We start from the raw sequence: 26,410 nt of genomic DNA, 5'->3' as shown, positions 1-26,410 counted from the left end.
CAGCCGAGTCAGCCGCGCTCCTGCCCGAGCTTCCAGTAGCCGGAGAACAGGACCTGGCGGCGGTCCACCCCCGCAACCTTGACGAGGTGTCGACGCCCCTCGGTGACCATGCCGGACTCACCACAGATCCAGGCGTAGGCCAGGTCACGCAGCTCTGCGTCGCGCAGTGCCGGCAGGACGACCGATCCGGGAACACCGTCCGTGCGCACGTGCACCGTGACGTCGGCTCCGCCGAGGGCGTATGCCGTGAGCACGCCTTCGTCGGCCACTTCCACGTGGATCGTGGCCCGCTCCAGGACGCTTGGGTGGGCATCGACGATGGCCGCCAGGGCGGGGAGGGCAGTCTCATCAGCGACAAGGACCATCGGTCCATCGCACTCGTGGCCGCGGAAGAGCGCGCCGCCGGAGCGGAAGCCGACCGTGTCTCCGGGCTGGGCCGCACAGGCCCACGCGGAGCCGGGGCCCGAGTCGCCGTGCGTGACGATATCGACGTCGATGGTGCGCTCGACCGCGCGATGGGCGCGGATCGTGTACCAGCGCAGGTCGGGGCGCTCGGCCTCCGGCATGTCGGCGATGGCGGCGCGGACGTTCTCGCGCGAGCCGTCGGGGAGGACGAGCGCGGCGCCCGGGCGCGGCATGAGGAGCCCGAAGTACTCGTCACAGCCGACGAGTCGGAAGTCGCCGAAGTCCTCTGCGGAGAACGTGATTCGGCGCATCCCGCCACCGAGGTCACTCACCGCGGCGACGGTCATCTCGAACTGCGAGTCGCCGTCGCGATAGATGGGTGATGCCATCGTGAGGCGGGCGTAGGCGGTGGCCGCCTTCATGGCGACCCGGTCGAGAACGGTCATGACTTCTCTCGCTTCCTGCGGTGGGGGATGACGACGGGGTCACCGGTGGTGGGGTCAGCGACGACGGATGCCGCGATCCCGAAGACCGATTCGATGACCTCTGGAGTGACGATCTGGGCGGGCGTGCCCTGGGCGACGATCGCGCCGTCGCACATGGCGACGAGGTGATCGGAGTAGCGGGCGGCCATAGCGAGGTCGTGCATGACCATGACGATGGTCGTGCCCTCGGTGGCGTTGAGGTCGCGGACGAGCTCGAGGACGTCGATCTGGTGGGCGATGTCGAGGAACGACGTCGGTTCGTCGAGGAGCAGCACCGGGGTCCGCTGGGCGAGGGCCATGGCGATCCAGGCGCGCTGCCGCTGCCCGCCGGAGAGGCTGTCGACGGGGACGCCGGCCAGGTGGACGAGCTCGGTCACCTCGAGGGCGCGGGCGACGATCGACTCGTCCTCGCGGGACCACTGCTTGAAGAGACCGTGGTGCGGGTGACGCCCGCGTTCGACGAGCTCGGCGACAGTGATGCCCTCGGGCACGATCGGCTGCTGCGGGAGCAGACCGAGTCGCTTGGCGACCTCCTTGGTGGGGAGCTCGCTGATGACACTGCCGTCGAGCAGGACGCGACCACCGGTCGGCGCCAGCAGCCGCGACAGGCCGCGCAGCAGGGTCGACTTGCCGCAGCCGTTGGGACCGACGATCGCGGTCACCTGACCCGAGGGCACATCGAGGTCGAGACCCTCGATGATGACGCGCTTGTCATAGGCGAGGGTCAGGGCCTGCGCGGTCAACGTTGCCGACTCTGCGGTGAGGGTGGCGATCAACGCTGAAGACAAGAGTTCACTCATTTCTGGACGATCGTGCGGCGGCCGGCGATGAGCAGCCAGACGAGGACGGGGGCACCGGCAAGGCCGGTGATGACGCCGACGGGAAAGGCGGTGCCGGGGATGGCATAGGCGCTCACGTAGTCGGCCGCGAGCACCATCGCCGAACCGACGAGAGCGGCAGCGGGGATGGAGGTGCGACCGCGGGTGAGGCGACGCGCGATCGGTCCGCTGAGGAATCCGACGAACGCGATGGGTCCGCAGACGGCCGTGGCGGAGGCGGTGAGCAGCACGACGAGGGCCGTGATGAGGACACGCAGCCGGTGGGCGCGGACCCCCAGACCGGCCGCGAGGTCGTCGCCGAGACCGAGGACACCGAGCTGTCGGGTGACGACGGTGAGGAGCGGAAGACCAATGACGACAACAGAACCCAGCCGCGCGACCTCGCCCCACGACACCGAGCCGAGGCTGCCGGTGAGCCAGACGAGGGCGTCCTGCGCACGATAGATGTCGGCGCGCAGCAGCACCCAGTGGACGACCGAGCTGAGGACCGCGGCGAGGCCGACACCGACGAGGATCATCCGTCCGGTGGCCGCTCCTCCGCGGCCAGCGAACCCGTGGATGGTGACCGCAACGGCAATGGCACCGGCGAACGCGACGAGCGCCACCGGCATACCCGTCCAGCCGAGCAGGACAACCGCGAAGACCGCCGCCGCACTGGCACCCAGGTTGATCCCGAGGACGTCGGGGCTCGCGAGCGGGTTGCGCAGCATGGACTGGAACGCCGCGCCCGCAGACGCGAACGCCGCACCGGCGAGGACCGACATGCAGGCGCGGGGAAGCGTCGACTCCATGAAGATGAACGACGCACCGGGGATGGTGGTCCCGCTGATCATGCGTATGCCGTCCACGAACGACACGCGGTAGTCGCCGAGGAGCGCACGGGCCAGGAACAGCGCGATGACGAGCGCGCCCAGCGCGATGAGGAGCAGCACCTGACGACGGCGCACTCCACGACGGACGGCGCGCAACGTGGCGACTGTCGACTCGGACTCGGCGAGGGAGATGGCGCTCATGCGACGTTCATCCTCCGGACGAGTCCGACGAGGAAGGGTGCACCGATGACGGCGCAGACGATGCCGGCCTGGACCTCGCTCGGCGCGGCGATGATGCGGCCGAGGGTGTCGGCGACGATGACGAGCACCGGCCCGGCAAAGAGCGACCCGAGCAGGATGCGCCGGTGGTCGGGGCCGACGACGGCCCGGACGGTGTGGGGGACGACGAGGCCGACGAAGGCGATCGGGCCAGCCAACGCCGTGGCCGAGGCGGCCAACAGGACCGCGCCTGCGGCAGCGAGGAGTCGGTGGAGCAGGACCCGCTGGCCCAGACCGCGGGCGAGGTCGTCACCGAGGGCCACGGTGTTGAGCAGCGAACCGGAGGCGAGGGACAACGCGAAGCCGACGAGGAGGAAGGGCGCGACGTCGAGGATGATCCCGGCGTCGCGGCCGGCAACCGATCCGACCTGCCAGAAGCGGAAGACGTCGAGCGCACCCTGGTCCGACACGAGGATGGCGCCGACGATGCTCGTCGAGGTAGCCATGACGGCCGCACCCGCAAGGGCCATCGTCACCGGCTGGGCCCGCACCGGAGCCAGGAGCGCGAGGAGCTGGACGACGACGGCGGTGATGACGGCACCGATGAGGGCGAACCAGACATATCCGCCGACGCTCGAGAGCGAGAAGGCCTTGATGCCGATGACCACGGCGAGGGCCGCGCCCGCATTGATGCCGAGAATCCCCGGCTCGGCCAAGGGGTTGCGGGTGAGCCCCTGCAGGACGACGCCGCAGATGGCCACCGCCGCACCGACGACGAGCCCGATGAGGGTGCGGTCGATGCGGGAGTCGACGATGCCACTGACCTGCGCGGTGACCGGGTTGCCGAGCAGGGACGCCGTGATGTCGGACGGCGCGACCGACTGTGTGCCGATCAGGAGCGAGAGCATCGCGGCGACGGCCACCGCAACAGCGCCGCCGACGATGATCACGGCGACGGGCAGACGACCGCCCCGGCCCACCTTCCCTGAAAGGTGGGCCGGGGCAGCCGGCTTGAGGTGCGGCATACCGGGCGCTTCAGTGGCCCGGACCGTCACTGGGCCGGAGTTCCGTCCACGGCCGAGGCGATCTTGGGCAGGAACTTCGCGAGCGCGACCGGCATCGAGAGGGGCGAAGGCGACGACATCGTCAGTGCGGTGGCGTTGTCGGCGCTGGCGACGTAGTGGTTGGTCTTGAGCGCCGGGATCTGGCCGAGGAGCGGGTGCGTCTTGAGCTGGTCGACCTGCTTCGGGTCCTCCACATAGAAGATCAGGGCGTCGGCGGCAAGCGTCGAGGACTTCTCAGCGGACAGGTTGGCGCTGAACTGCTTGTTGCCCTTGCTCAAAGTGGTGACGGTCGGGGCGTCGACCATGCCGAAGCGACGCAGGATCTGCGGACGCAGGTCATGGCTCGTGTAGAGGCTGACGACGGAGAGGTCGGTCGGCGTGAACCAGGCCCACGCGGCGGACTTGCCCTTGATCTGGGGGTACTTCGCGACGGCGTCGTCGATCTGCTTGTTGGTCTCGGCAGCGATCTTGGTGGCCTGCGTCGAACGGCCGAGGGCCTGCCCGACGACCTTGAGGCTGTCCTCCCAGGAGGTGCCCCAGGCCTCGCCCGGGTAGGCGACCGTCGGGGCGATCTTGGAGAGCTTGTCGTAGTCCTCCTTGGTGATGCCCGAGTTGGCGCCGAGGATGAGGTCGGGCTTGGTGGCCGCAACCTGGTCGAGCGGGACACCGGCCGTGTCGTCGTAGCGGGTGATCTCGGCCTTGGGGTCGAGCTTGGCGACACCGGCGTCGAACCAGTCGGTCGAGCCCTTGGCGTTGCCGCCCCAGGTGATCTTGGTGGCGCCGACGGGGAGGACACCGAGGGAGACGACTATGTCCTGGTCGTTCCAACCCACGGTCGCGACGCGCTTGGGCTCCGAGGTGATGGTGGTCTCGCCGAAGGCGTGCTTGATCGTCGTCGGGAACGCGTCCTTGTCGACGGCGACGGCAGTCGCGGTCGCGGGGTCGGCCGAGGCCTGCGAGGTCGGGCCCGTGGAGCAGGCGGTGAGGGCGAGCGCGACGGCGCCGGTGGTGGCGACGACAACGAGGGAGCGACGTGTGAACATCAGGCCTTCTGGGGTTCAGGGCTGCGCAGGGCAACACAGCGACGGGGTCAGTAAGGACAACCTAATTTAGGATAGCCTCACCTTGTCAAATCCCGACCAACGTGTGGAAGAACTGTGAAGGTGCCGCGGGTCCGGATGAACGGCGGCGCAGCCGTTGGCACGATGGTCCGCATGACGCTGGCTCGGTCCTTCTCACCAGGTCCGCGCTCACGCGGCGCCCGACGCGGCGCGAAGGCGGTCGCCATCGCTGTCGCCCTCGCCTCAGCCGCAGCAGGGTGCACCCCCGGGTTCCCACCGCGCGACCGTGAGGCGGAGTCGGCGATGGCCCGGCTCGCGTACACACTCGACACGGCACTCTCGGGAGCGAAGATCGCCGATCGGACAGCGCTGACGACACTCGTGCGGGCGGCATACCCGCAGGTTGTGCAGAGCGAGCAGGGCGCCAACCTGCGCTACGCGACTCTCGAGGCGAAGGACCAGCGACTGCCCGATGACGTGCCCGTCGCGCTCGCCGTGTGGGAGCGCAGGACCGGGGCCGACCCCTTCACCGATGACGTCCCTCGGTGGCACCTCCAGTGCGCCCAGTTGAGCGTCGATCGGAGCCAGGCGGCGCTCCGGGCAAGCCCGGTGGGCTGTCCCCGCGACACACCCGAGGTGCCAGACGACCGGTCGGACGAGCTGCAGGCGGCGCCCGCTCTCGATCGCGAGGCACCTGACGACGGGATGCTGCTCGTCGGCCAGCCCGCGCCCAGCGGGGCTCCCGCCGGACCCCGCGAACCGATCACGCGCAGCACGGCATCCTTCCCGTGTCTCGAGGACGCACTGGCAGCCACCCTCGAGCAGTTGACCACTGCTGGCAACACTGACGAGGCAACGTTGCGCATCGTCAACACGTCGACCCTTGCGTGCGTCGTGCGCGGACCTGTGCGCCTGCTGGTGCAGCAGGGGCGCGAGGACAGGCGAATCACCGGCACGGCCGAGCAGACCGAGGTGGCTCTGGCGCCCCGTGAATCCGTCACCGCGGCGGTGTCGTGGCGCCCGGGCCAGAAGGTGTCAGTGGACCCGCAACGCGTCACGGTGTCCTTGACGTCCGACGATCTGCCGGTCCGACTCGGGGCCGGTATGCCGCTGGCCCCCGTCACCGCTGGCGTGGACCAGCCTCTGGTGCTCGGTCCGTGGCAGGTGTCGGGGTATGGGTCGCAGCTGGGCGACCACTCGCCGGCCGTGGACATCGCCGCCCCCTGCGAAGCCGACAACCTCGCGGCACAGACCTCCCCACCCACCGGGGGCAGTGGCGACAGCAGGCCCCCTGCACCCTCTGTCGACGTCACCAACCTCGGCGTCGCCACCTGCAGCTTCGGGCGGGGCGACCTGCCGGCCTTCCAGGACCTCGACGGCATCCCGCCCTTTGCACCGACTCCCGTGACCATCCTTCGACCGGGCACCCAGGTGACGGCACCCGTGACTGCCGCCGTCGATCACCGTCCGGGCCAACTGCTCGTCATGGGCCGCTGGGTTCCGACCACCCCGGGCTAGGGGTGGTCGGAACGGCGCGGATCAGGTCGGGGTCGACCACGCCTGACGCAAGCTGAGTCGGCCCTGGGTCTGCAGCAGCGAACGCTGATAGAGCCGCGCTGCCACGACCACGGTGAGCCCGGCCGCCACGAGCAGGATCGCGAGGGCGACGAGCGCCTGCCACCACGGCGCCGACCCCTCCAGCACCCGGATGGGCATGAGGACCGCCGAGAACGGCGGCACGAAGGACAGCACGCTCTTGGCCGTGCCGTCCACGAGCAGGGCCGCAAAGAAGACAGCCATCGTGAGCATGGTGAGCGGCGCCGAGGTCGACTGGACGTCCTCGGTCCGGCTCGCCAGGGCGCCTGCCACTGCCCAGAGGCACGCGAGCAACCCGAACCCGACGACGAAGAAGACAGTGAACCACCCGACGGCGCCCGAGATGGCGGGCACGAAGCGGTCGTAGTCGGTCAACGTCAGACCGATCAGCCCCACTGCGACGAAGAGCGCCATCTGGGCCAGGGCGAGGGCGAGGTTGCCCATGACCTTGCCGGCGAGCAGTTCCCGCACCGAGATCTTCGTCGTGATGATCTCGACGATCCGGCTGGCCTTCTCCTCGACGACGCTGTTGGCGAGGGCGAGACCGAACGTGAACGACGCCAGATAGAAGAGCATCGCGAGCGCGAACCCGACGACCTGGGCCACGCCAGCCCGGTCCGCGTCGCCGTCGAGCAGGGCTGTGCTGACGTCCGACCCACGCTGGAGCGCCTCGGCCGAGGTTCCGGCTTCGGCAGCATTGGTCTTCAGGGTGGCGTCCCGGATCGCCGTGGTCGCGGCGGTCGTCAGGTCGCCCGAGACCTCACTGTCGCCGGTGAGCACCCACCCTCCGTCGACCTCGTGGAGCCACACGTCGGCGTCACCGTCGCGAACCGCCTTGGTCGCACCCCCGTCGTCCGGGACCTCGCTGAGGGCCACCTTGGTCTTGTCGTCGTCGGCCTCGGTGACGGTCTTGACCTGCTCGGCCATCTGGTGTGCCGCACTGGAACTCGTGACCACGGCATACTCGGTCGCCTTGTTGGCCATGAACGCCTGGATCCCGAGGACTGCGGCGAGGATGCCGATCAGACTGAGGGTGCCGATGATGAAGGCACGGTCGGTGAGCTTGGTGATGATCTCGCGGCGTGCCACGGTCAGCCAGGCGGTGTTCTTCATGCCGTCACCTCACGGTAGATCTCGGACAGTGCAGGGACCTGGCGCGCGAAGTCGACGACGTCTCCGCGCTCAACTGCGTTGCGCAACAACCGTTGTCGCGCGGCAGGGTCAGTGAACTCGACGAGCGCTGTGGTCCCGTCGACGTCATGGACGTGTATGCCGGACTCGTCGCGGACCCATCCCGCGTCACCTGCGACGGTGATCCGGTAGCGCTCGGGGCCAACCCTGCGGAGCTCGTCGACGGCGCCGGCCGCGACGACCCGGCCCTTGGCGAGGACGACGAGGCGGTCGCAGAGGCGCTCGACGAGGTCGAGCTGGTGCGAGCTGAACAGAACCGGCACTCCCCTGGCCGCATGCTCGCGCAGGAGGTCGACCATGGAGTCGACCGCCTGCGGGTCAAGGCCCGAGAAGGGCTCATCGAGGATGAGCGCGTCCGGGGTGGTCATGAGCGCGGCGATGATCTGCACGCGCTGCTGGTTGCCGAGGGACAGCTTCTCGACTCGTTCGCCCGAGCGGTCCCCCAAGCCGAAGCGCTCCAGGTGCTCCATCACCGAGGCCTTGGCGGCCGCGGCGCTCATGCCCGACAGCTCACCGAGATAGACGAGCTGGTCGAGGACCTTCTGCTTGGGGTAGAGGCCCCTCTCCTCGGGCATGTAGCCGACCCTGCGCCGGATGTCGGCGGTGATCGGGGCGCCGTTCCAACGCACCCCTCCCCCGTGGGTCGCGAGCAGGCCCATGATCATGCGCATGGTCGTGGTCTTGCCCGCACCGTTGCCGCCGACGAAGCCGGTCATCAGCCCACCCGGCACGGTGAAGCTCACATCGTCGACGGCCTTGAGGTCGCCGAACGATCGGCTCAGTCCGTCGACCTCGATGAGTGATCCGTGTGCTCTCTGCGTCATGACCTCAACGCTAGGCGGAGGGAACGACGAACGGATCAGTCCTGAGGGTGAGCGCGGTTCTCCGCCGGGCGGATGAGCCCGACCTCGTAGGCGAAGACGACTGCCTGCACCCGGTCGCGCAGGTGGAGCTTGGCGAGGCAGTTGGAGACGTGGGTCTTGATGGTGGCCTCACCGAGGAAGAGGTCGGCGGCGATCTCCGCGTTGGACCTTCCTCGGGCCATGAGGGTGAGGACCTCGAGCTCGCGCTCGGTGAGCCGCTCGAGCTGTTCGGCCGAACCCACGCTCGACGCGCCCATGGGCACCCTCGTGCCCGCGTTGAGCCCGGTCGGCGCCACCATCTCGGCGATGACCCGGGTCGTCACCTCGGGTGCGAGGAGGGCATGTCCACCGGACACGGCCCGGATCGCGTCAGTGAGCTGCTCGGGCTCGGAGTTCTTGAGGAGGAACCCGCTGGCTCCGGCCCGGAGCGCGTCGAAGAGGTAGTCGTCGCGATCGAAGGTCGTGAGGATGATGACCCGGCCGAGGTCCTCGGCAACGACGATGCGGGTCGCCTCGATGCCGTCCATGACGGGCATCTGCACGTCCATGAGGATGACGTCGGGTGAGAGCTCGCGGGCGGCGGCGAGTGCGAGCTCACCGTTGGCGACGTCACCCACGATCTCGATGTCGTCGTCGACGGACAGCATCATCCGGAAGCCGGAACGCACCAGGTGCTGGTCGTCGACGATGAGCACCCGGATCCGGGCTGCGCTGTCAGGCAGGTCAGACATCGTTCTCTCCCAACGGAATGCGCACTCGCACACGGTAGCCGCCCATCGGTCGCGGCCCGATGTCGACGGTTCCCTTGTGTGAGGCCGCCCGCTCACGCATGCCCAGCTGCCCGAGCCCCGACCCGGAGGTGCCGGAGCGCGGCCGACCGTTGTCGAGGACCTCGATCTCGGCGTAGGCCTGGCCCGATCCGTTGGCGTCGATGACCCGCGTGAAGACGTCCGTGGTCGTCGCCGTCGAGTGTCGGGTGATGTTGGCCAGGGCTTCCTGGGCGATGCGATAGAGAGTGAGACCGATCGACGGTGCCACCGAGGTGTGCGCACCTTGGCGATTCTCGACGACGTGGTATGCCGTGTGCATGCCTGCCGCGTCCCGCTCGGCGACGAGGTCGGCCAGGTCCGCGAGCGTCGGCTCGGGGCTGCGCGAGGTGGCCGCAGCGTCGTCGGTCAACCCGTCCAGCTCGGCGGTCGCCTCGATGTCACGCAGGGTGCCGAGCAGGCTCCGCATCTGGCTGACGGCATCGCGCGAGCTCTCCTCGATCTGACCGAGCGCCTTGGCTGCCTCGGCAGGACGCTTGTCGAGGACCCGTCGCGCGGCACCGGCCTGGATGCCGATGACGGCCACGTGGTGCCCGACCACGTCATGGAGCTCGCGGGCGATGCGCAGGCGTTCGTCGACGACCGCGCGGCGCTTGAGGTCCTCGGCCTGCGCCGTGATGGTCGACGCCTGGTCCTCGAGGCGAGCGCGTTGACGAGCCCCACGCCAGGCGATCTGGCCGACGAGGATTGCTCCCACGAAGTACACAAGGTTGATGGCCAGCATGGTGGCGACGGCACCGACCGTCGGGCTGAACCACCCATCGGCTCCGTCGGCGCGGGCGTCCTCGGTGATCTCCGCGATCCCGCCGCCGAGTGCCAGCTGCCAGCCCACCCAGAGCAACATGAAGACAGTGATGCCGGCGACGACGAGCAAGGCGGAGCGACGGTGGCGTGCGTACGCGACCGCGGCATAGATGGCGACGAAGTAGACGGCCTGTAGGGCCAGCTGCCCCATGATCATCGGCATGGTGACGCCCACGATGAACATGTGGGCGGCCGCGAGGCACCCGACGAGGATCGGGTGCTGACGCCGCCAGACCATGAGCATGGCGCCGGAGACGGTCGCTGCCCACTGCACCCAGTGCGGCTGACCACCGGCCTGGATCTCGGTGACGCTGCGGCCCAATTCGAGGAGGAGGACCGCCACGAGCGAGAGCCCGACGCCCACCACCCAGTCCCGGCGGCTGATGGGCGCAGTCGGCCGCTCCCAGTCGTCGTCGATCGCAAAGAAATCGCCGACGGAGGTCGACAGCGATCGGCGGGCGGACGGCATACCCCTCAGCCTAAGGAAGGAGAGGCGACGAACGGATCCATCGCAAGACGGAAGGGCCCCTGCGCTTGCCCGCGAGACACCGTCAGAGCGTCATGAGCTTCATGCCGATCGAGGTCGGCCCCGTCTCCTGGAACCCGAAGCGCCTGTAAAGCGGGCGACCGGGCTCGTCGGCCATGAGGGTCACGTAGGGCTCGTCCTCCGCCGCCGCCCTGATGGAGTCCAGCAGCCACTCCATCACCCGCGCACCCAGGCCGAGCCGCTGATGGTCGGGATGGGTGGCCATGTCGGCGATGTGGAAGTACCAGCCGCCGTCACCGATCACCCTGCCCATGGCAACCGCTTCGCCTGTCGACTCCTCCACGACATGGCACGCCGCCCAAGAGCCGGGGATCGCTGCTGAGGCCTGTGCCAGCGTCTTGGGCGAGAGTCCCGACGCTCGACGCAGTTCGCAGTAGGCCTCCGGGGAGGGTGCGGTCGGAATGAGGCGATAGCCCGGTCGACCATCCACGATCAGGCGGGGGTGAGGACGTCGAGCCCGATGAAGGGGCGGAGCGCTGCAGGCACGGAGATCGAGCCGTCGGCCTGCTGGTGGTTCTCGAGGATCGCGACCATCCAGCGCGTCGTGGCGAGCGTGCCGTTGAGCGTTGCGGCGATGTCGGTGCCGCCGCCCTCGACGCGGTAGCGGGTCTTGAGGCGACGGGCCTGGAAGGTCGTGCAGTTGCTCGTCGATGTGAGCTCGCGGTGCTTGCCCTGGGTCGGGACCCACGCCTCACAGTCGAACTTGCGCGCGGCCGGGCCACCGAGGTCACCGGCAGCAGTGTCGATGACGCGGTAGGGCAGCTCCATGAGGTCGAGCATCTCCTTCTCGAAGGCAAGGAGCTTCTGGTGCTCGTCGTTCGCGTCCTCGGGACGGCAGTAGACGAACATCTCGATCTTGTTGAACTGGTGGACCCGGATGATGCCGCGGGTGTCCTTGCCATAGCTCCCCGCCTCGCGGCGGTAGCAGGTCGACTGCCCGGCGAACCGGATCGGGCCGTCGGCGAGATCGATGATCTCGTCGGCGTGGTAGCCCGCGAGCGCCACCTCGCTCGTGCCGGTGAGATAGAGGTCGTCGGCCTCGAGGCGATAGACCTCGTCGGCGTGGTGGTCGATGAAGCCGGCGCCGGCCATGACCTCGGCCTTGACGAGGGTCGGCGTGATCATCGGGACGAAGCCGGCCTCGATGGCGCGCTGCATCGCGAGCTGGAGCATCGCCATCTCGAGGCGCGCGCCGACACCCTTGAGGAAGTAGAAGCGCGAACCCGACACCTTGGCGCCGCGCTCCATGTCGAGGGCGTTCAGGCCCTCGAAGAGGGTGAGGTGGTCCTTGGGCTCGAAGCCCTCGGCTTCAAAGTCACGAGGAGCGCCCACGGTTTCGAGCACGACGTAGTCGTCCTCGCCGCCGACCGGGACGCCGTCCTCGATGACGTTGCCGATGCTGCGCTGGAGGGTCGCGAGCTCCTCCGCGGCCTCGTCGGCGGTCGTCTGGTTGAGCTTGACCTGGGTGGAGATCTCCTTGGTGCGCGCGAGGAGGGCCTGCTTCTCGTCACCCTGGGCCTGGGAGACCTGCTTGCCCATGGCCTTCTGCTCGGCGCGCAGCTGCTCGAACGCCGTGAGGCTGGAGCGGCGCTTCTCCTCCGCGGCCAGGACGGCGTCAACGACACTCTCGTCCTCACCCCTCGCGCGCTGCGAGGCGCGCACTCGGTCGGGGTTCTCGCGGAGCAGCTTGAGATCAATCACGCGCCTCAGCCTATCGATGCCTACCTGTGGAAAACCGCACGGCCGATTTCGCCGATCCGGCAACACTCACAGCCATGACGACAAGCCAACCCACAACCGGCAACAACTCGGCCCGCTGGGCTCCCGACCCGGAAGTGCGCGGCAAGTACCGATACTGGGACGGAGCCCAGTGGACCGCGCACACCGTCGACGCCCTGACCGCCACTCGACCCGAGCTGCCGACCTGGTTCCGCAGCGCGACGAACTGCCTCTATGCCGTGTGTGGCCTCATGAGTGCTGCGCTGCTCGCGTTGTGCGTGGCGGACACCACGAACTCGGCCCCTACCGGGATCATCGATGGACTGGCGAGCCTGGCAGCGACGGCGGTCATGGTGCTCGTGCTCCTGGTCGGCGCCTGGGCCTTCACCCTCGCCAACTCTGCGCATGTTGACCTCACGTCCCTCACCCATGACCCCGTGTGGCTCCTTGTGGCGTGGTTCATCCCGATCATCCACGTCGTCTTTCCGTTCCAGCTCTTGAGCCAGACCTGGGCGAGCGCCCGTCGCGTCCGGACCGGGCGCAACGGCTCTCCGGCATCGCTGGACACACCCCGACCGTGGATCATCCATGCCTGGGCCTGGGCGTGGGCGCTGTCCACTGGAGGCCTACTCGTGCTGTGGTTCGTCGGCGTCGAGCTGGCGACCCTGATGGCCGGGATCCTGGCAGCCAACGCCGTCATGGCCGCACTGCTCGCCGGAGTCATTCGCGTCATCGTCCGCGAAATCGATGGCTCGGTGGTATCACCAACGGTGTCTTGAGGGGATGGCGATGACTCTTGCGCGCCTGCGCAAAGAGCGAAGGTCGATCGATGCAAGAGGTCGCACGCCAGGCTGTCCGTGATTACGTCGAGCGCGAGGACCGTCGAGCCCGGTTGGACCAGGTCCTGACAACTGAACTCCCGCGCTGAGATGACTCTGGGCGAGTTTGAGGTGCGTGACATCGGCCTTTTGGAGGCTGCTGCCTCCAGACCCCGGGCGAGAGCGTTCGGTGAGGACACCTATCCCTCACTCGAGCTCAAGGTGTGCGCGCTGGTCCAGACCGTCGCGCGCAATCACGCTCTCGTTGACGGCAACAAGCGGTTGGCCCTCGCCTCGGTCATTGCCACATTCGGCCTCAACGGCCGGCGACTCACCCTCACCAATGACGAGGCCTACGACCTCATCATCGCCGTTGCCACGGGCGAACTTGAAGACGTCGTCGACATCGCCGCACGCCTGCGCACCGAACCGATCTAGGCGACCCGCATCTCGTCGTCCTGAGGGAACCAGTCATCGGGTGGGTCCGGGATCCAGCCACCCCAGGGGTCCTCGGGCAGGGGCATCTCGTGGATCTCGGCGTCACTCCACCATTCGTCAGCCACGGGTTCGGGCGTGAGCCAGCCTTCGCCAAGGAGTGGTGTTGCGGTGGCGTCGTGGACGCGACCTGTTGGGGTGTGGATGCGTAGTCGGTGTGATCCGGTGCCGTCGAGCCCGGTGGATTCGACGTTCATGTGCCACCCGGGTTCTTCCTTGACGAGGTTGTGGCGTTTGCACATCCCGCCACCATTGGCGCCAGTCGTGGCGCCCCCGTCGTGGACGGCCTGCACGTGGTCGGCCTGGACCACCGGGGCGTCACACCATGGGACGCGGCAGGTCGGGTCGCGCAGCTCGAGGAAGCGGCGGAGGCCGCCTTGGAACAGGCGACGTTTCGAGTCGAGGGCGACCAGGTCACGACCTGTGGGGTCGGTGAACAGACGCCGGAGCCAGAGGCCGCTCTTGGGGTCGCTGTCGTCGGCGTGGTCGAGCAGGGCGGCGATGTGGTCGCGTGCCTCGGACCCGGGAATGGGACCCCACCCCGGGATGGTCGCAACGTCATCAGCCGGGGCCTGACCACCGAAGGCCGCAGGGAGCAGGACCTGGTCGGTCATGACGAGACTGACCTCAACCTGTTGCGGCTGACCCTTCGCACGACCGGACAACAACTCGAGCGCCCGGTCGGCAAGCCATGCACCCTTGCCGCGGGTGTCGGCACGAGCCGCGGCTGCCGCAGCTTCCCACTCACCGGCGGGCAGATCCGGGTCGATGACATTGCGTCGACCTTCCTCACCCAGCAGCGCGACGTGCGCTCCGATGATGTCCTTCATCGGTCCCAGGATCGACAGCCACGCCATTCCGTCCGCGGCCGCACGCACCGACATCCGACGGGACGCGACCGCGCGACGGTTCCGTTCAGCCAACGACTCCGCATCCAAAGCCGCACCGGCACGCCGCGCCGCCCCAGCCAACGCCTTGTCCCCAAGATTGGCAATCGTCGGTGCCAGCCGGCGGTCGACCTCGGCCCGGTGCTCAACGCTCAGGCACGCGGTCTCCCGCACCACGATCATCGCCCGCCGCTCGCTGATCTCACCGCGCTCCAGAGCGCCCATCGTCAACGGCATCTCGCCCACAAGGGCCTTGGCCACCCCGACGTGCTGATCCGCGAGTGTCGGGGAACACCGACGAGCCAACGCCAGGTCCGCGCGCACACTGCGCGAGTCCTCACCCAACGCCTCACGATCCACCACCGCCGCAGCAGTCAACCGAGCCTGCGCCGCAGCAGCCGCACCCTTCAACGCCTCCAGCGCAGACACCACCGCAACCCGTTCGGATTCGGTCAAACCCTCCGGGCTCACGTCCCCGAGCGAGGACACGACAGAGCGGACCTGAACCTCAGGCCCTGCAAGTGTTGGCGTCCCCTCCATACATCTCATCGTACACCTGTTCGGTGACAGGGCAGATGCTTTTCCACAGCCAATTGTGTTGCAGCGCAGGTCTTTTGGCTCGCAAGCAGACCTGAAGACATACCAACATTGGCCACCCGGGCATCACGTACGTACCGGGAACCGTGTTCTGTGAGACCGAGGTTCTTGCAGGTCTACGAGCGGGCATCGGCGCGACGCTGAGACTGCTCGCCGCGCTCCTGCCAGGCCATCGCGAACGGTGCGGTGAAGCCGTGGAGGTAGACCGACACGACGACCGTGAACGCGACGACCGACCACATCCACCGGATCTCCGGGAAGTCGGCGTGCGTCGCGGCATACGCAAGATAGAAGAGCGAACCGATGCCGCGCACTCCGTAGAGCGCCGCCACGACCCGTTCGCGCTTGTCGAACCCCTGCAGGCCACGCGACCGCCGGTGCCCGAGGAACGACGCCATCCCGGCGAGCGGCCGGATGACCAGCAGCAGGGCCAGCGACAACGTGACGCCCATCCAGTCGAGATGGGCGAGCAGTCCGTTGGTGAGCGCCATGCCGAGGAAGAGCAGCACAACAAGAGTCAGCAGCCGCTCGAGCCGCTCGATGACCTCGTGCATGTCGTGGTGATAGGAGTGCGAGCGCTCGAAGCTGCGGATCGCCATCGCGCACGTGAAGACCGAGAGGAAGCCATAACCGCCCACTACCTCGGCGATGCCGTAGGCCGCGAGCAGAGCAGCGATGGCGACCAGCGGCTCACCTGCCGTGGCGAAGCGCACGTCCTCGGAGCGTGACGTGAAGGCCAGCCGGGAGACGGCCCAGCCAAGACCAACACCGACCGCGACGCCGAGGACGATCTTGCCGACGCCCTCCCAGGCCACCCAGCGAGCACCCCACTCCGAGAACGCACCCACGGTCGCGAGGAAGATGGCGGCGTGGACGAACGGGAAGGCCAGTCCGTCGTTGAGCCCGGCCTCGCTCGTGAGGGCGAAGCGAACCTCGTCCTCCTCGTCCACCTCCTCCGCGTTGCCTTCAGCGGTCTCTGCCGCGTTGGGGCCACCGACCTGCACGTCGGAGGCGAGGACAGGGTCAGTCGGTGCCAGCGCAGCACCCAGCAACAGGGCAGCGGGCGCGGCCACACCGAACGGTCCCCACGCGAGCAGGCCCACTCCGACGATGGTCAGCGGCATGGCGATCCCGAGGAGGCGCCACGTCGGCGACCAGTTGCGCCAGGAGCCGCGGTCCCGGAAGCTCAACGGTCGGTCGAGCGCGAGCCCCACACCCATGAGCGACACGAGCACGGTGAACTCGGTGATGTGGGTGATGGCCGATCCGTGGGTGACCGGGTCGAGGTCGAGGTCACGGAACCCGGGCAGCACGCCGACGATCAGGCCAAGGGTCACGAGGACGATCGGGGCATTGACCCGCCACCGGTCAAGGAGCGGCGGGAGGATGACGGCGAGGAAGAGCGCGAGCCCGAGAGCGACGTAGATCCAGGCTGCCTTCACGCGCGGACGTCCCAGAGGTGGTGCGCCAGGTCGTGCAGGCCATAGCGACCAAGCGTGAGCACAGTGAACTCCGAACCATTGGATCGCAGACCCCGCCGCTCCCACTCGGAACCGGACAGGCCGGCATACGCCTCACTGAGACGGGCCGCAGCGACCGGGATCTCGACGGCAACGACGGCAGGCGACTGCTCGGCATACCGGCTCTGCACCGCCGTGACGTCCTGGTCCCAGTTCGCGAAGCGAGCACCGTCCTCGTCACGCATGAGTTGCACGCGCGCGGCAAAGAGGTCGCAGACGTCGCGAACGTGACAGGCGTACTCGAGCGGCGACCACGTCGTCGGTTCCGGTCGGATCGCCGCGTCGGGCCGGGCGAGAACGTCCTTCCACGGCGTCGTGTATGCCATGACAAGACTCGCGATCTCGGCTCCGCCGACCGCTCCCGCATCGAACCCACAGTCGGGACACTCCCGCTCCAGGGTCCAGGTCCAGTCCTTGTCGTCAGACGCGATCTCGCTCATGTCCACAGACTAGGTGGATGCGAGACGTGGGTGGCAGGGCTCTGACCTTGGGGTACGGTCCCTGACGTGAACGACTCCTGGCCAGTGATCCTCGCGATCCTCGCTCTCTTGTTGATCATTGGGCTGGGGATGGCTCTCGCGACGCGGGTCAGTCGGTCCGAGGGGCGCCACGCTTCGCCGAAGCGCCCGACCCGGTCGTCCTTCCGTCCGGCGCAGGACGAGGACACCCCGCTCCCACCCAAGAAGCGCGTGGCCGTCATCCTCAACCCGACGAAGTTCGACGACGTCGGGGCAGCGCATGCCCTCGTGACTCGCACGGTCCTCGCCCACGATGACTGGGACGAGCCGATCATCCGCGAGACCACCCTCGAGGACCCGGGCTTCGGTCAGACCCGCGACTCCCTGGCGGCCGACGTCGACCTGATCTGCGCCATCGGCGGCGACGGCACGGTGAGGTCCGTGGCGCACGTCCTGACCGGAACCTCCACGCCGATGGGGCTCATCCCGGCGGGGACGGGCAACCTCATGGGTCGCAACCTGGGCCTGCCTCTCGACATCGTCGGTGGGCTCGATGTCGCGCTGACGGGTCGCAACCGACACATCGACGTCGGCTGGGTCACGCTCGACCCGACGCTCGAGCAGAGGTCGACCAAGGAGCTGGACCCCGAGCACGACGGCCCGACCGAGCCCGACGTCGGCGCCGACGACGCTCATGGCTCCGATCCTGCCGCCAACCAGCACGCCTTTCTCGTCATGGCTGGCCTGGGCCTCGATGCGAGCATCATGCACGCAACCTCAGAGGAGGCGAAGGCCCGCATGGGGTGGGGCGCCTACGTCGCCAGCGGCGCCAAGAACCTCCTCGGCGCGCGGTTCGCCACGCGGCTGAGGATCGACGGCGGCGACCCGATCGCGCACACGGCGCGCACCATCGTCGTCGGCAACTGCGGTCGACTCACCGGCGGCATCACCCTCATGCCGGACGCCGAGATCGATGACGGCATCCTCGACGTCGTCGCGATCACGCCCAAGGGCATCGTCGGTTGGGCCGGGGTCGCGGTGCATGTCCTCGCGAAGCGCGGGCAGAACCACCCCAAGCTCGACCGCTACCGCTGCCAGTCGATCCTCGTCTCGCTCGACGAGCCGCAGATGGTCGAGATCGACGGCGACGTCATCGGAGAGGCCAAGCGGGTCCGCTTCGAGGTGCGTCCCAAGGCGCTCATCATCCGCACCAACGCCCCGGTGCTACCCGAGCCGTCCGCGCCCTGACTCAGAGCGGGTCCTTCGGTTCGTAGCGCTCCAGCATGCTGTCCACGGCTACGGTCGCCTCTTTGGCGCTCGGCTGGTATCCCAGGACAGCGCAGAGGAATCGGTCCGCGGTCAGCGACCGAAGGTTGACCTCGCTCCTGGCCACGACTGTCGCGGTGCGCCGGGTGCTCCGGAGCAGGGCGATCTCACCGAAGCCCTCACCCGGCCCGAGGGTTGCCACCACACGCCCGTCTCCCACCACGTCGACCTCGCCCGACTCGATGAAGAAGTAGTGCTCGCCGACATCTCCCTGACGAAAGACCACGTCGTCGCCTCGTGTCGTCACCCGCTCCAGTCCACGCACGAGCTGCTCGACCGACGGGAGCGGCAGGGTCGCGAACATCGGCACCTTCCGGAGCCGCTCGACGTCACTGTCGAGGGCACCCACGGACCGATCGAGCACCCGCAATCGACGCCACGATGCTGCCGCCAACACGGGGCACAGCAGTCCGACCACGATGAGGGCTGTGCGGATGCCGAGCCACTCACCGATCAGAGAGGCGGCCAGTGCGCCGACTCCGATGGACACCGCGACGATGCTCTCCAGCACGCCGAAGACCCGGGCCAGAACCTCATCGGGTGCGAGCCTGCCGATGAGGGTGAACCCGGCGACGTCGATGAGGGCGTTGCCGACCCCGACGAAGGCCAGGAGGACGAGGGCCACCGACTCCTGGGGCACGGCGCCGACGAGGGCCAGGGGTGCACCCCACAGAGCGACCCCGAGGGCGAACCAGGCGCCGAGTCGGCCGGTCCCGACGAGCAAGGAGGCCGCGAGCGAACCGAGAACCGCACCTACGCCGACGGCGGTCATGAGGGCACCGACACCGGGTTCTCCGGTGCCCAAGAGCTCGATGGCGACGACGACGGAGAGCACGGTGAGGGCCCCGCGAGTGAAGGACTGTGCCGCCGCGAGACCGAGGATGAGCGTCAGGTCGCGACTCCCCCTCACCGCCCGAAGGCCTTCGACACCTTCCCTCACCAGGTTGGGTCGGCTCGGCGCGGAAGGGCGCGGGGGCGCCTCATAACGCAGACCCGCCAGCAGGGCGGCGGCCACGAACGAGGCCGCCGCGGCCACGGCAAACACGACGTCGACGCCGGTGAACTGGAGCAGCACCGCCGCCAACAGGGGACCCACAAGTGTTGCTGCCGAGTCGAGCAGCCCGCGCACGACATTGGCGCTGGCGAGTTCAAATCCGGTGTGGCACAGGGACGGCAGGAGCGCGGAGTGCGCCGGCCGATAGAGCGTCGCGGCGATGGTCGAGAGCACGGCGAGCACATAGATCACGAACGCTGACCCGCCCAGCGCTGCCACCAACGCGGCCCCACCGGTCGCGGCACCACGCACGAGCGAGACGAGGACGAGAACCCGCTCGCGGCGGCCCCGGTCGGCGATGGGCGACAACAAGGGGGCGAGGAGGGCGGCGGGCACCATCCGGAGCAGTCCCACCAGACCGAGGGCAACCGCGCCGCCGTCGCGGTAGGCCACAATTCCGAGCGCCACGGTGAACGCCCACTCCGCGGTCCACGCACCGAGGAAGCTCAGCTGGGCCTGCCGCAGATTGGGGTTGCGGGCGTTGCTCGTGAAGGCCGCAGCCGCCATCCCGAGCCTGCCCGGGCTCCCGTCGGCCCCCATGGAGCGGACTCTAGGGTCCAGCGCGCCGGGACGACCAGAGCCCGAACGGGCCGTTGGTGTCTAGCCCCGAGGGTCTCTAGCCCCGTGCTCCACCCTCGGCGGGTGACTGTGGTCCCGGGTCGGGGTTCTTCTCGCGCCACTTGCGCTCGAACGGCAGGCGCCACGTATGCGGGGACACGAGTTGGTGGATCTGATTCGGTCCCCAGGTGCCGGGCGCATAAGGGCGCACGACCGGCGGGTTGTCGAGCAGCGGCTGGCTGATCTCCCAGAGCCGCTCGATGCCCTCGGCCGACGTGAAGAGCGTGTGGTCGCCACGGACCGCGTCATAGATGAGCCGCTCATAGGCCTCGAGCACAGCACCGGCCCACGTCGTCTCCTGCATGGCGAACTGCATCGAGAGCTTGTCGAGCTTCATCCCCGGCCCGGGTCGCTTGCCATAGAACGACAGCGACATGCGGGCCTTGTCGGCGAGGTCGAAGGTCAGGTGGTCGGGGCCGTGGTCGCCGACGCCGGACCCGGGCGGGAACATCGACTGCGGTGGCTCGTTGAAGGCGATCGAGATGATCCGAGCGCCCTCGGCCATCCGCTTGCCGGTGCGCAGGAAGAACGGCACTCCGGCCCAGCGCCAGTTGTCGATGTAGCACTTGAGCGCGATGTAGGTCTCGGTGTCGGAGTCGTGTGCCACCCCCGGCTCGTCGAGGTAGCCGGCGTATTGCCCGCGCACCACGTCGTTCGGGTGGATCGGCTGCATCGACTCGAAGACCTTGTTCTTTTCGCGGCTGATCGCCTCGGGCTCGAGCGAGGTCGGTGGCTCCATCGCGGTGAACGCGAGGATCTGGAACAGGTGTGTGACGACCATGTCGCGGTAGGCGCCGGTGTTCTCATAGAAGTCGCCACGCGTCGACAGGCCCAGCGTCTCGGGCACATCGATCTGCACATGAGCGATCGAGTTGCGGTGCCAGATCGGCTCGAACAGCCCGTTGGCGAAGCGGAACGCGAGGATGTTCTGGGCCGGCTCCTTGCCGAGGAAGTGGTCGATCCGGAAGACCTGCTCCTCACGGAAGACCTCGTGCACGCGGCGGTTGAGCTCGACCGCGGAGGCGTAGTCGGTGCCGAACGGCTTCTCCATGACGATGCGACTGCGGTCGACGAGGTCGGCCTCGGCGATCATCTGGATCGCGGACAGCGCGGCCTTGGGCGGGACCGACAGGTAGTGCAGCCGCAGCTCGGTCTCACCCGGAAACAGCTTCTCGGCGGCGCGCACCGCGTCGCCGAGCGCCTGCGGTCCCGCCGACAGCGGCACGTAGTCGAGCCGTTGCGCGAACTCGTGCCACTCCTCTTCGTTGAGGTCGCGTGTTGAGAACTCCTTGATCGCCTCATGGGCGAGATCCCTGAACTCGTCGGTCGACATCTCGTCGAGTGAGGTGCCGACGACCCGCAGGTCGTCGAGCAGTCCGGACTGGAAGAGGTGCAGCATCCCGGGGATGAGCTTGCGTTTGGCCAGGTCTCCCGTCGCGCCGAAGAGGATGACAGTCGTCGGCGCAGTGGTCGGCTCACTCATGAGTCCACTGTGGCATCCAGACGATCCCTGAGGGCGGCATAGACCGACTCGTGGTGGACGAGCGCGACGTGGCTCACGCCGGGGAGGACGACGACGTCTTCGCGCGCGAACCGCCTGCCCTGTGGGCCGCGCCGACCCGACCCGCGGGCGCTGGCGGGGGTGACCATGCCGTCGCCGAAGAGCTGGGCGACCCTGCCGTCGATCTTCTTGCCGAGCAGGCCGGCAACGGCCAGATGGCGTATGCCGGGGTGCAACGGGACGTCGACCCGTCGCCCTCGGTGGTCGGTCGGGTCCAGACCGTCCCACTCCTCGTCGAGGATGTTGCCGTGCCTCAGGTCCTGGATGCCGACGCTTCGGATGCCGAGGGCCCGAGCCAGCGGGCGCACGTGGCGGAGCGCGCCGGCCGCTCTCGCGGCCTGGTTCACGCCCCGCTCGAGTGACGCACCGAGGTGCGGTGCCCCGAGCGTCACCGTGTCACTCACCCGGCTCACCCAGTCCTGCACTCCGGTGGCCTCGACATCGGCCTGAGCGAGAGCGCTGTGGACGACGAGCCCACCCATGGAGTGGCCGATGAGCACGAGCCGCGTGACCGGGACCGGCCAGTGGGCGACGAGCGCGCTGAGGATGCGCTCGAGCTCGTGACCGTTGCGCGAGATCCGCAGCCCGGTGTTGTAGCGGACGAAGACCGGCGTGAGGCCGAGGTCGTCCTTGAGCCGTTCGCCGAAGCGGCCTGCGTCCCAGGCGGTCTCGGTGAGCAGGAGCCCGTGGACGAGCACGACCACCGTGCCGCCCGCATCCGGGTAGGCCTGCGCCAGACCGTCCTGCGTGAGGTCCACCACCCGTCCGCGCACGCGGACGCCCATGGCGTGCGACAGGGCCGAGCCGGAGGTGTCGAGGCGGTCCCCGAAGAAGGCATTGACAAACGCGCGGGCGCTGCTGGGCACGGGGTGGTGCACGAGGTCGTCAGCGACGCCGGCGACCCGCCGCACGCCCCGCATGAGGGTCGCCTCGACAGCCGTCTCCGTGGGCTCGGACGGGCCTTGATGCTCGGTCATGAACCGAACAGTTGCACAGCCCAGTCGTCGCCGTCACCCAGTCCCGGTGGGCAGGCGAAGAGCGCCGAACCGGTGTGCTCGATGTATTCGTTGAGGATGTCGGCCCTGGCCAGCGCCTGCTGCATCGGCACGAACTGCTGGTGCGCGTCGCGCACGAACGCGATGAAGAACAGACCGGCGTCGAGGTGGCCGCTGCCGTCACTGCCGTCGGTGAAGTTGTAGCCACGACGCAGGATGCGTATGCCGCCCAGCTGGCTCTCGTGCGCGAGCCGGACGTGGCTCGTGATCGGGATGCGGGGCTGGTTGTCGGCACCCTTGGCTTCGAAGTCGAGCGGGGCGAACTCGTCGCGCTTGTCGACGGGCAGGTGGAGCGAGGCGCCGACAGCCTTGTCGCGGCCGAAGATGTCCTCCTGCTCCTGGAGCGGGGTGCGATCCCAGACCTCGACGTGCATCCGGATGCGACGCGACACGAGGTAGGAACCGCCGCTCATCCAGGCCGCCTCGCCGGGGACGTCGGCCGGGTCGACCCACACGTGCTCGCGCAGCGCGTCATCGTCCTCGGCCTTGACGTTGGCCGTGCCGTCCTTGAACCCAAAGAGGTTGCGCGGGGTCGCCTGACTCGTGGACGTCGAGGACGTGCGCCCAAAACCGAGCTGGCTCCAGCGGACCGAGATGACGCCGAAGCCGATCCGGATGAGGTTGCGGATCGCGTGGACCGCGACCTGCGGGTCGTCGGCGCACGCCTGGATGCAGAGGTCACCGCCGCTGCGCGCCGGGTCGAGGTCGTCGCCCACGAAGCCCGGCAGCTCGCGCAGGGCCTCGGGCTTGCGGCCCGCCAGCCCGAAGCGACCGTCGAACAGGGACGGGCCGTAGCCGATGGTGATCGTGAGGTTGGACGACGAGAGATCGAGGGCCTCGCCGGTGTCGGCCGGCGGCCGGTAGGGGCCTCCTCCGACGACGCCGCCCGGCGATGCCTCGGCGCCGTAGGTCATCCGCTCGGCGGCGCGCGTCCACTCCTTGAGCAGCAGCTTGAGTTCCGCGGTGTCCTTGGTGGTGACGTCGAGAGCAACGAAATGCATGCGGTCCTGGGCGGGCGTGACGATGCCGGCCTGGTGCTCGCCACGGAACGGCACTGGCTCGGGCCCTGCCGCGCCGGTTGGGTCGGTTGCGGACGAGGACTGTTGTGCCGCAGCGGCACTGGGGCGGCCGGCATACGACAGGCCCGCGGCAGCGCCGGCAACGGCGACCCCGGCACCCGACGCAAGGATGTTGCGTCGGGTGGCACCACGGTCGTCGCGCTCAGGTGACGTGCTCATTTCGCCGCAACGACCCCGGCGACCTTGGAGACGTCCTCGGCCACGGCGTCGAGAGCGTCGCTCAGAGCGCGGATCTCGATGGGGCTGAGCTCGGTGTAGAGCTGGTAGCCATCGCCCTTCTGGTGCTTGGCCACGAGGGCATCGAGCGCGGCGGCGCGCTTGTCGTAGGACGCGACCAGCGCCGCGTCGCGCTCCTCGAGGACCGGGCGGAGCGCGGCGATCGCGCCCTTGGACCCTTCCCAGTTGGCGGCGAAGTCCCAGAGGTCGGTGTGGCTGTAGCGCTCTTCCTCGCCGGTGATCTTGCCGGTGGCCATCTCGTCGAGCAGGGCCTTGGAGCCGTTGGCGAGCTGGAGCCCGTTGAACTTGACCTCCTTGGCCTGCGCGACGATGGTCGTGACGTCGGCGAGCAGCTGGTCGGCGATGGCGTTGCTGTCGGCCTGGAGGCCCTTGACCCAGAGGTCCTGCTCGAGGCGGTGGTAGCCGGTGAACTTCATGCCCTCGGCGACGACGTCCTCGCGACCGTCGATCTTGGGGTCGAGGTCACCGAACGACTCGGCCACGGGCTCGATGCGCTCCCAGTAGGAACGCGCGACCGGGTAGAGCGTCTTGGCCTCGTCGACCTTGCCGGCCTTCACGAGCCCGACGAACTCGGTCGTGCGGGTCAGGAGGGCGTCGGACTGGCTCGCGACGTAGCGGGCGTAGGACGCGGTCGCGGCGTTGATCTTGGCGTCATCGGTCTGCGCGGCGGCACTCGCGCCGGTGACCGTGAAGGGCGAGCGGATGCCCTTGCCGACCATGCCGGGCTTGCACGCGGTCTCGTACTTGCCGGGCTCGGCGACCTCGACGAGGAACTTGCGGGTCAGGCCGGGCGCGATGTTCTCGACCTCGCCCATGATGCGGTCGCCCTCGGCGTAGACATAGAACTCATTGATCTTGGTGCCCTTGTTGGACACGGAGAACTCGATCTGACCGGCGGGCGCCTCGGTGCGCGTCACTGCGCACTCGGTGTCGTTCGCGGTGACGGTGATCGGGCCCTTGCCGTCGGCACTCTTGGTGTCCTTGGAGCCGCCGCACGCCGCGAGTGCGAAGGTGGCGGGGATGAGGGTGAGCGCGAGGACGCGGCGGGTCATGCGGATTCTCCTGAGTGAGATGCGGCGAGCGGGCTGGACGACGACGGCGCGGGCGCGGGTGCCTTGACCGGGCGCAGGAAGAGCGTGAGGACGACCACGACGTATGCCGTCCAGGCGATGGCCTGAAGAACGGTCGTCGCGGGAGTGAAGTTGAAGATCCCCTTGAGCAGGGCGGCATACCAGCTGTCGGGTCGGATGACACCGGAGACGTCGAAGGCGAGGGTCTGCAGGCCGGGGAGGAACTGCGCCTCCTGGAGGTCGTGGATGCCGTAGGCGAGGATGCCGGCCGCGACGAGGATGAGCGCGATCCCGGTCCACTTGAAGAACGACCCGAGGTTGATCTGGACGGCTCCGCGATAGATGAACCAGCCCAGCGCGATCGCGGAGCCCAGGCCGATGAGCCACCCGAGGAGCGGGGTGTTGTTGCCCGCGCCCGCCGCCTCGGTGGTGGCATAGAAGAAGATCGCCGTCTCGAGGCCCTCACGCCCGACACCCAGGAAGCCCACCAGGGCGACGGCGAGCGGGCCGAGGTCGAGGGCCTTGTCGAGCCGCCCCTTGAGCTCGCCGGAGATGGTGCGCGCGGCCGACTTCATCCAGAAGACCATCGCCGTGACGAAGCCGACGGCCAGGATGCTGGCGATGCCGCCGATGAGTTCCTGCGTCTCGAACGAGAGCTGCTGGGTGCCAAAGGTCAGCGCGGCCGCGAGCCCGGCGCTGAGGACGATGGCGGTGAGGACACCGAGCCAGGCGTAGCGCAGGGCCCACCGTCGGTCGGTCTTGACGAGGAACGCGACAAGAATGACGACGACGAGAGCGGCTTCGAGCCCTTCACGAAGACCGATGAGGGCGTTGCTGACGAGCATGGGGCCTGCGATTCGTGGAGACGACCGGAAGTTAGGTGAGGGTTACCTTACCCAGAAGGTATGCCTCACTCACCCGGTGGCGTCAATTCGCCCGGCCCTTGACCGCGTCACACCGTTCGCATCCCGCTGCGCACTTGCGTTCTGCTGGCACCGCAAGTGTTGCAGGACCGTCGTCACTGAGACGACGACTCACACCGTTCCGGTGGATCGGTCTGGACCCATCGCGGCGTTGATTCGCTGAGCACTAGCGTGGGTGTCTGTGCCGGTGTATCGGCGGTGGAACGCCTCATCGAGTGCGATCGCTCCGTCCAGAACTCGATGTGGGTGAGGTCGGCATCCTCGTGCGTACTGGCATTCC

Annotated in this window: 24 protein-coding genes; 4 read left to right on the top strand and 20 right to left on the bottom strand. The window is 68.6% G+C overall.

Translation table 11 applies throughout. From position 1 onward, the window contains the following. Nucleotides 1-8 precede the first annotated feature (8 nt). From V6K52_RS01390 to V6K52_RS01370, 5 genes are read right to left on the bottom strand one after another with little or no spacing between them, the layout of a single operon-like run. Nucleotides 9-851 carry a siderophore-interacting protein gene (locus tag V6K52_RS01390; protein WP_353952123.1) on the bottom strand — a complete coding sequence of 281 codons (843 nt, stop codon included), beginning with the start codon at nucleotides 849-851 and terminating at the stop codon, nucleotides 9-11. Next, on the bottom strand, nucleotides 848-1,690 hold the full coding sequence (locus V6K52_RS01385; protein ID WP_353952122.1) for an ABC transporter ATP-binding protein: 843 nt from the start codon (nucleotides 1,688-1,690) through the stop codon (nucleotides 848-850). The genes V6K52_RS01390 and V6K52_RS01385 overlap by 4 nt, the downstream gene beginning before the upstream one ends. After that, a complete protein-coding gene (locus V6K52_RS01380) occupies nucleotides 1,687-2,742 on the bottom strand; it encodes an iron ABC transporter permease (protein WP_353952121.1) in 1,056 nt (351 codons plus the stop codon). Before V6K52_RS01380 ends, V6K52_RS01385 begins: the two co-directional genes overlap by 4 nt. Next, nucleotides 2,739-3,785 (bottom strand): iron ABC transporter permease, encoded by a 1,047-nt coding sequence (locus tag V6K52_RS01375; protein WP_353952120.1) that lies wholly within the window; start codon nucleotides 3,783-3,785, stop codon nucleotides 2,739-2,741. The genes V6K52_RS01380 and V6K52_RS01375 overlap by 4 nt, the downstream gene beginning before the upstream one ends. A gap of 26 nt (nucleotides 3,786-3,811) precedes the next feature. Next, nucleotides 3,812-4,867, bottom strand: a complete 1,056-nt coding sequence (locus V6K52_RS01370; RefSeq protein WP_353952119.1) for an iron-siderophore ABC transporter substrate-binding protein — start codon at nucleotides 4,865-4,867, stop codon at nucleotides 3,812-3,814. Nucleotides 4,868-5,038: 171 nt separating this feature from the next. Between V6K52_RS01370 and V6K52_RS01365 the strand changes: the two genes are divergently transcribed. Then, entirely contained in the window at nucleotides 5,039-6,403 is a 1,365-nt protein-coding gene (locus V6K52_RS01365; RefSeq protein WP_353952118.1) for a DUF4232 domain-containing protein, read from the top strand. Between the two features lie 21 nt (nucleotides 6,404-6,424). Here the strand turns inward: V6K52_RS01365 and V6K52_RS01360 are convergent, their stop codons facing one another. From V6K52_RS01360 to serS, 6 genes are all read right to left on the bottom strand, one after another. Then, the gene (locus tag V6K52_RS01360; RefSeq protein ID WP_353952117.1) at nucleotides 6,425-7,594 is read right to left on the bottom strand and encodes an ABC transporter permease; all 1,170 of its coding nucleotides are present in this window, start codon (nucleotides 7,592-7,594) and stop codon (nucleotides 6,425-6,427) included. Next, nucleotides 7,591-8,496, bottom strand: coding sequence for an ATP-binding cassette domain-containing protein (locus V6K52_RS01355; protein ID WP_353952116.1), 906 nt, complete (start codon nucleotides 8,494-8,496; stop codon nucleotides 7,591-7,593). Before V6K52_RS01355 ends, V6K52_RS01360 begins: the two co-directional genes overlap by 4 nt. A 35-nt stretch (nucleotides 8,497-8,531) precedes the next feature. After that, nucleotides 8,532-9,266: a response regulator transcription factor gene (locus V6K52_RS01350; protein ID WP_353952115.1), complete on the bottom strand. Its 735-nt coding sequence runs from the start codon at nucleotides 9,264-9,266 to the stop codon at nucleotides 8,532-8,534. Next, nucleotides 9,259-10,635: a sensor histidine kinase gene (locus V6K52_RS01345; RefSeq protein ID WP_353952114.1), complete on the bottom strand. Its 1,377-nt coding sequence runs from the start codon at nucleotides 10,633-10,635 to the stop codon at nucleotides 9,259-9,261. Before V6K52_RS01345 ends, V6K52_RS01350 begins: the two co-directional genes overlap by 8 nt. An 82-nt stretch (nucleotides 10,636-10,717) precedes the next feature. Further along, nucleotides 10,718-11,149 (bottom strand): GNAT family N-acetyltransferase, encoded by a 432-nt coding sequence (locus V6K52_RS01340; RefSeq protein WP_353953837.1) that lies wholly within the window; start codon nucleotides 11,147-11,149, stop codon nucleotides 10,718-10,720. Then, the gene (serS, locus tag V6K52_RS01335) at nucleotides 11,146-12,414 is read right to left on the bottom strand and encodes a serine--tRNA ligase (protein ID WP_353952113.1); all 1,269 of its coding nucleotides are present in this window, start codon (nucleotides 12,412-12,414) and stop codon (nucleotides 11,146-11,148) included. The genes V6K52_RS01340 and serS overlap by 4 nt, the downstream gene beginning before the upstream one ends. A gap of 74 nt (nucleotides 12,415-12,488) precedes the next feature. Between serS and V6K52_RS01330 the strand changes: the two genes are divergently transcribed. Together V6K52_RS01330 and V6K52_RS01325 are read left to right on the top strand one after the other, a co-directional pair. Continuing rightward, nucleotides 12,489-13,211 carry a DUF2510 domain-containing protein gene (locus tag V6K52_RS01330; RefSeq protein ID WP_353952112.1) on the top strand — a complete coding sequence of 241 codons (723 nt, stop codon included), beginning with the start codon at nucleotides 12,489-12,491 and terminating at the stop codon, nucleotides 13,209-13,211. A gap of 150 nt (nucleotides 13,212-13,361) precedes the next feature. After that, complete coding sequence (locus V6K52_RS01325; protein WP_353952111.1) at nucleotides 13,362-13,688, top strand: type II toxin-antitoxin system death-on-curing family toxin; 327 nt, start codon at nucleotides 13,362-13,364, stop codon at nucleotides 13,686-13,688. Here the strand turns inward: V6K52_RS01325 and V6K52_RS01320 are convergent. The 3 genes from V6K52_RS01320 to V6K52_RS01310 form a co-directional block, all read right to left on the bottom strand. Then, the gene (locus V6K52_RS01320) at nucleotides 13,685-15,172 is read right to left on the bottom strand and encodes a DUF222 domain-containing protein (RefSeq protein ID WP_353952110.1); all 1,488 of its coding nucleotides are present in this window, start codon (nucleotides 15,170-15,172) and stop codon (nucleotides 13,685-13,687) included. The two genes, V6K52_RS01325 and V6K52_RS01320, sit on opposite strands and share 4 nt — an antisense overlap. Before the next feature lie 173 nt (nucleotides 15,173-15,345). Next, nucleotides 15,346-16,671, bottom strand: a complete 1,326-nt coding sequence (locus V6K52_RS01315) for a cation:proton antiporter (protein WP_353952109.1) — start codon at nucleotides 16,669-16,671, stop codon at nucleotides 15,346-15,348. Then, the gene (locus V6K52_RS01310) at nucleotides 16,668-17,189 is read right to left on the bottom strand and encodes a DinB family protein (protein ID WP_353952108.1); all 522 of its coding nucleotides are present in this window, start codon (nucleotides 17,187-17,189) and stop codon (nucleotides 16,668-16,670) included. Before V6K52_RS01310 ends, V6K52_RS01315 begins: the two co-directional genes overlap by 4 nt. 66 nt (nucleotides 17,190-17,255) lie before the next feature. Here V6K52_RS01310 and V6K52_RS01305 point away from each other — a divergent pair, with 66 nt between their 5' ends. Continuing rightward, nucleotides 17,256-18,455: a diacylglycerol kinase family protein gene (locus tag V6K52_RS01305; RefSeq protein ID WP_353952107.1), complete on the top strand. Its 1,200-nt coding sequence runs from the start codon at nucleotides 17,256-17,258 to the stop codon at nucleotides 18,453-18,455. Nucleotide 18,456: 1 nt separating this feature from the next. On the opposite strand, the gene V6K52_RS01300 is transcribed toward V6K52_RS01305, so the two are convergent. From V6K52_RS01300 to efeU, 6 genes are all read right to left on the bottom strand, one after another. Further along, nucleotides 18,457-20,127, bottom strand: coding sequence for an MFS transporter (locus V6K52_RS01300; RefSeq protein WP_353952106.1), 1,671 nt, complete (start codon nucleotides 20,125-20,127; stop codon nucleotides 18,457-18,459). A gap of 76 nt (nucleotides 20,128-20,203) precedes the next feature. Continuing rightward, nucleotides 20,204-21,688 carry a glucose-6-phosphate dehydrogenase gene (zwf, locus tag V6K52_RS01295; RefSeq protein ID WP_353952105.1) on the bottom strand — a complete coding sequence of 495 codons (1,485 nt, stop codon included), beginning with the start codon at nucleotides 21,686-21,688 and terminating at the stop codon, nucleotides 20,204-20,206. Further along, nucleotides 21,685-22,743, bottom strand: coding sequence for a hypothetical protein (locus V6K52_RS01290; RefSeq protein ID WP_353952104.1), 1,059 nt, complete (start codon nucleotides 22,741-22,743; stop codon nucleotides 21,685-21,687). The genes zwf and V6K52_RS01290 overlap by 4 nt, the downstream gene beginning before the upstream one ends. Beyond that, entirely contained in the window at nucleotides 22,740-24,059 is a 1,320-nt protein-coding gene (gene efeB, locus V6K52_RS01285; protein ID WP_353952103.1) for an iron uptake transporter deferrochelatase/peroxidase subunit, read from the bottom strand. The genes V6K52_RS01290 and efeB overlap by 4 nt, the downstream gene beginning before the upstream one ends. After that, the gene (efeO, locus tag V6K52_RS01280; RefSeq protein ID WP_353952102.1) at nucleotides 24,056-25,189 is read right to left on the bottom strand and encodes an iron uptake system protein EfeO; all 1,134 of its coding nucleotides are present in this window, start codon (nucleotides 25,187-25,189) and stop codon (nucleotides 24,056-24,058) included. Before efeO ends, efeB begins: the two co-directional genes overlap by 4 nt. Then, nucleotides 25,186-26,052, bottom strand: a complete 867-nt coding sequence (efeU, locus tag V6K52_RS01275) for an iron uptake transporter permease EfeU (RefSeq protein ID WP_353952101.1) — start codon at nucleotides 26,050-26,052, stop codon at nucleotides 25,186-25,188. Before efeU ends, efeO begins: the two co-directional genes overlap by 4 nt. Between the last annotated feature and the right edge of the window lie 358 nt (nucleotides 26,053-26,410).

This window comes from Knoellia sp. S7-12 (assembly GCF_040518285.1).
Taxonomy (GTDB): domain Bacteria; phylum Actinomycetota; class Actinomycetes; order Actinomycetales; family Dermatophilaceae; genus Knoellia.
The sequence above is the reverse complement of the archived record's forward strand: the minus strand, read 5'-3'. Positions and strand labels throughout refer to the sequence as shown.

Coding starts and splice junctions, on each gene's coding strand:
- V6K52_RS01390 (WP_353952123.1), bottom strand. CDS start 851: ATGACCGTTCTCGACCGGGTCGCCATGAAGGCGGCCACCGCCTACGCC.
- V6K52_RS01385 (WP_353952122.1), bottom strand. CDS start 1,690: ATGAGTGAACTCTTGTCTTCAGCGTTGATCGCCACCCTCACCGCAGAG.
- V6K52_RS01380 (WP_353952121.1), bottom strand. CDS start 2,742: ATGAGCGCCATCTCCCTCGCCGAGTCCGAGTCGACAGTCGCCACGTTG.
- V6K52_RS01375 (WP_353952120.1), bottom strand. CDS start 3,785: ATGCCGCACCTCAAGCCGGCTGCCCCGGCCCACCTTTCAGGGAAGGTG.
- V6K52_RS01370 (WP_353952119.1), bottom strand. CDS start 4,867: ATGTTCACACGTCGCTCCCTCGTTGTCGTCGCCACCACCGGCGCCGTC.
- V6K52_RS01365 (WP_353952118.1), top strand. CDS start 5,039: ATGACGCTGGCTCGGTCCTTCTCACCAGGTCCGCGCTCACGCGGCGCC.
- V6K52_RS01360 (WP_353952117.1), bottom strand. CDS start 7,594: ATGAAGAACACCGCCTGGCTGACCGTGGCACGCCGCGAGATCATCACC.
- V6K52_RS01355 (WP_353952116.1), bottom strand. CDS start 8,496: ATGACGCAGAGAGCACACGGATCACTCATCGAGGTCGACGGACTGAGC.
- V6K52_RS01350 (WP_353952115.1), bottom strand. CDS start 9,266: ATGTCTGACCTGCCTGACAGCGCAGCCCGGATCCGGGTGCTCATCGTC.
- V6K52_RS01345 (WP_353952114.1), bottom strand. CDS start 10,635: ATGCCGTCCGCCCGCCGATCGCTGTCGACCTCCGTCGGCGATTTCTTT.
- V6K52_RS01330 (WP_353952112.1), top strand. CDS start 12,489: ATGACGACAAGCCAACCCACAACCGGCAACAACTCGGCCCGCTGGGCT.
- V6K52_RS01325 (WP_353952111.1), top strand. CDS start 13,362: ATGACTCTGGGCGAGTTTGAGGTGCGTGACATCGGCCTTTTGGAGGCT.
- V6K52_RS01320 (WP_353952110.1), bottom strand. CDS start 15,172: ATGGAGGGGACGCCAACACTTGCAGGGCCTGAGGTTCAGGTCCGCTCT.
- V6K52_RS01310 (WP_353952108.1), bottom strand. CDS start 17,189: ATGAGCGAGATCGCGTCTGACGACAAGGACTGGACCTGGACCCTGGAG.
- V6K52_RS01300 (WP_353952106.1), bottom strand. CDS start 20,127: ATGGGGGCCGACGGGAGCCCGGGCAGGCTCGGGATGGCGGCTGCGGCC.
- zwf (WP_353952105.1), bottom strand. CDS start 21,688: ATGAGTGAGCCGACCACTGCGCCGACGACTGTCATCCTCTTCGGCGCG.
- V6K52_RS01290 (WP_353952104.1), bottom strand. CDS start 22,743: ATGACCGAGCATCAAGGCCCGTCCGAGCCCACGGAGACGGCTGTCGAG.
- efeB (WP_353952103.1), bottom strand. CDS start 24,059: ATGAGCACGTCACCTGAGCGCGACGACCGTGGTGCCACCCGACGCAAC.
- efeO (WP_353952102.1), bottom strand. CDS start 25,189: ATGACCCGCCGCGTCCTCGCGCTCACCCTCATCCCCGCCACCTTCGCA.
- efeU (WP_353952101.1), bottom strand. CDS start 26,052: ATGCTCGTCAGCAACGCCCTCATCGGTCTTCGTGAAGGGCTCGAAGCC.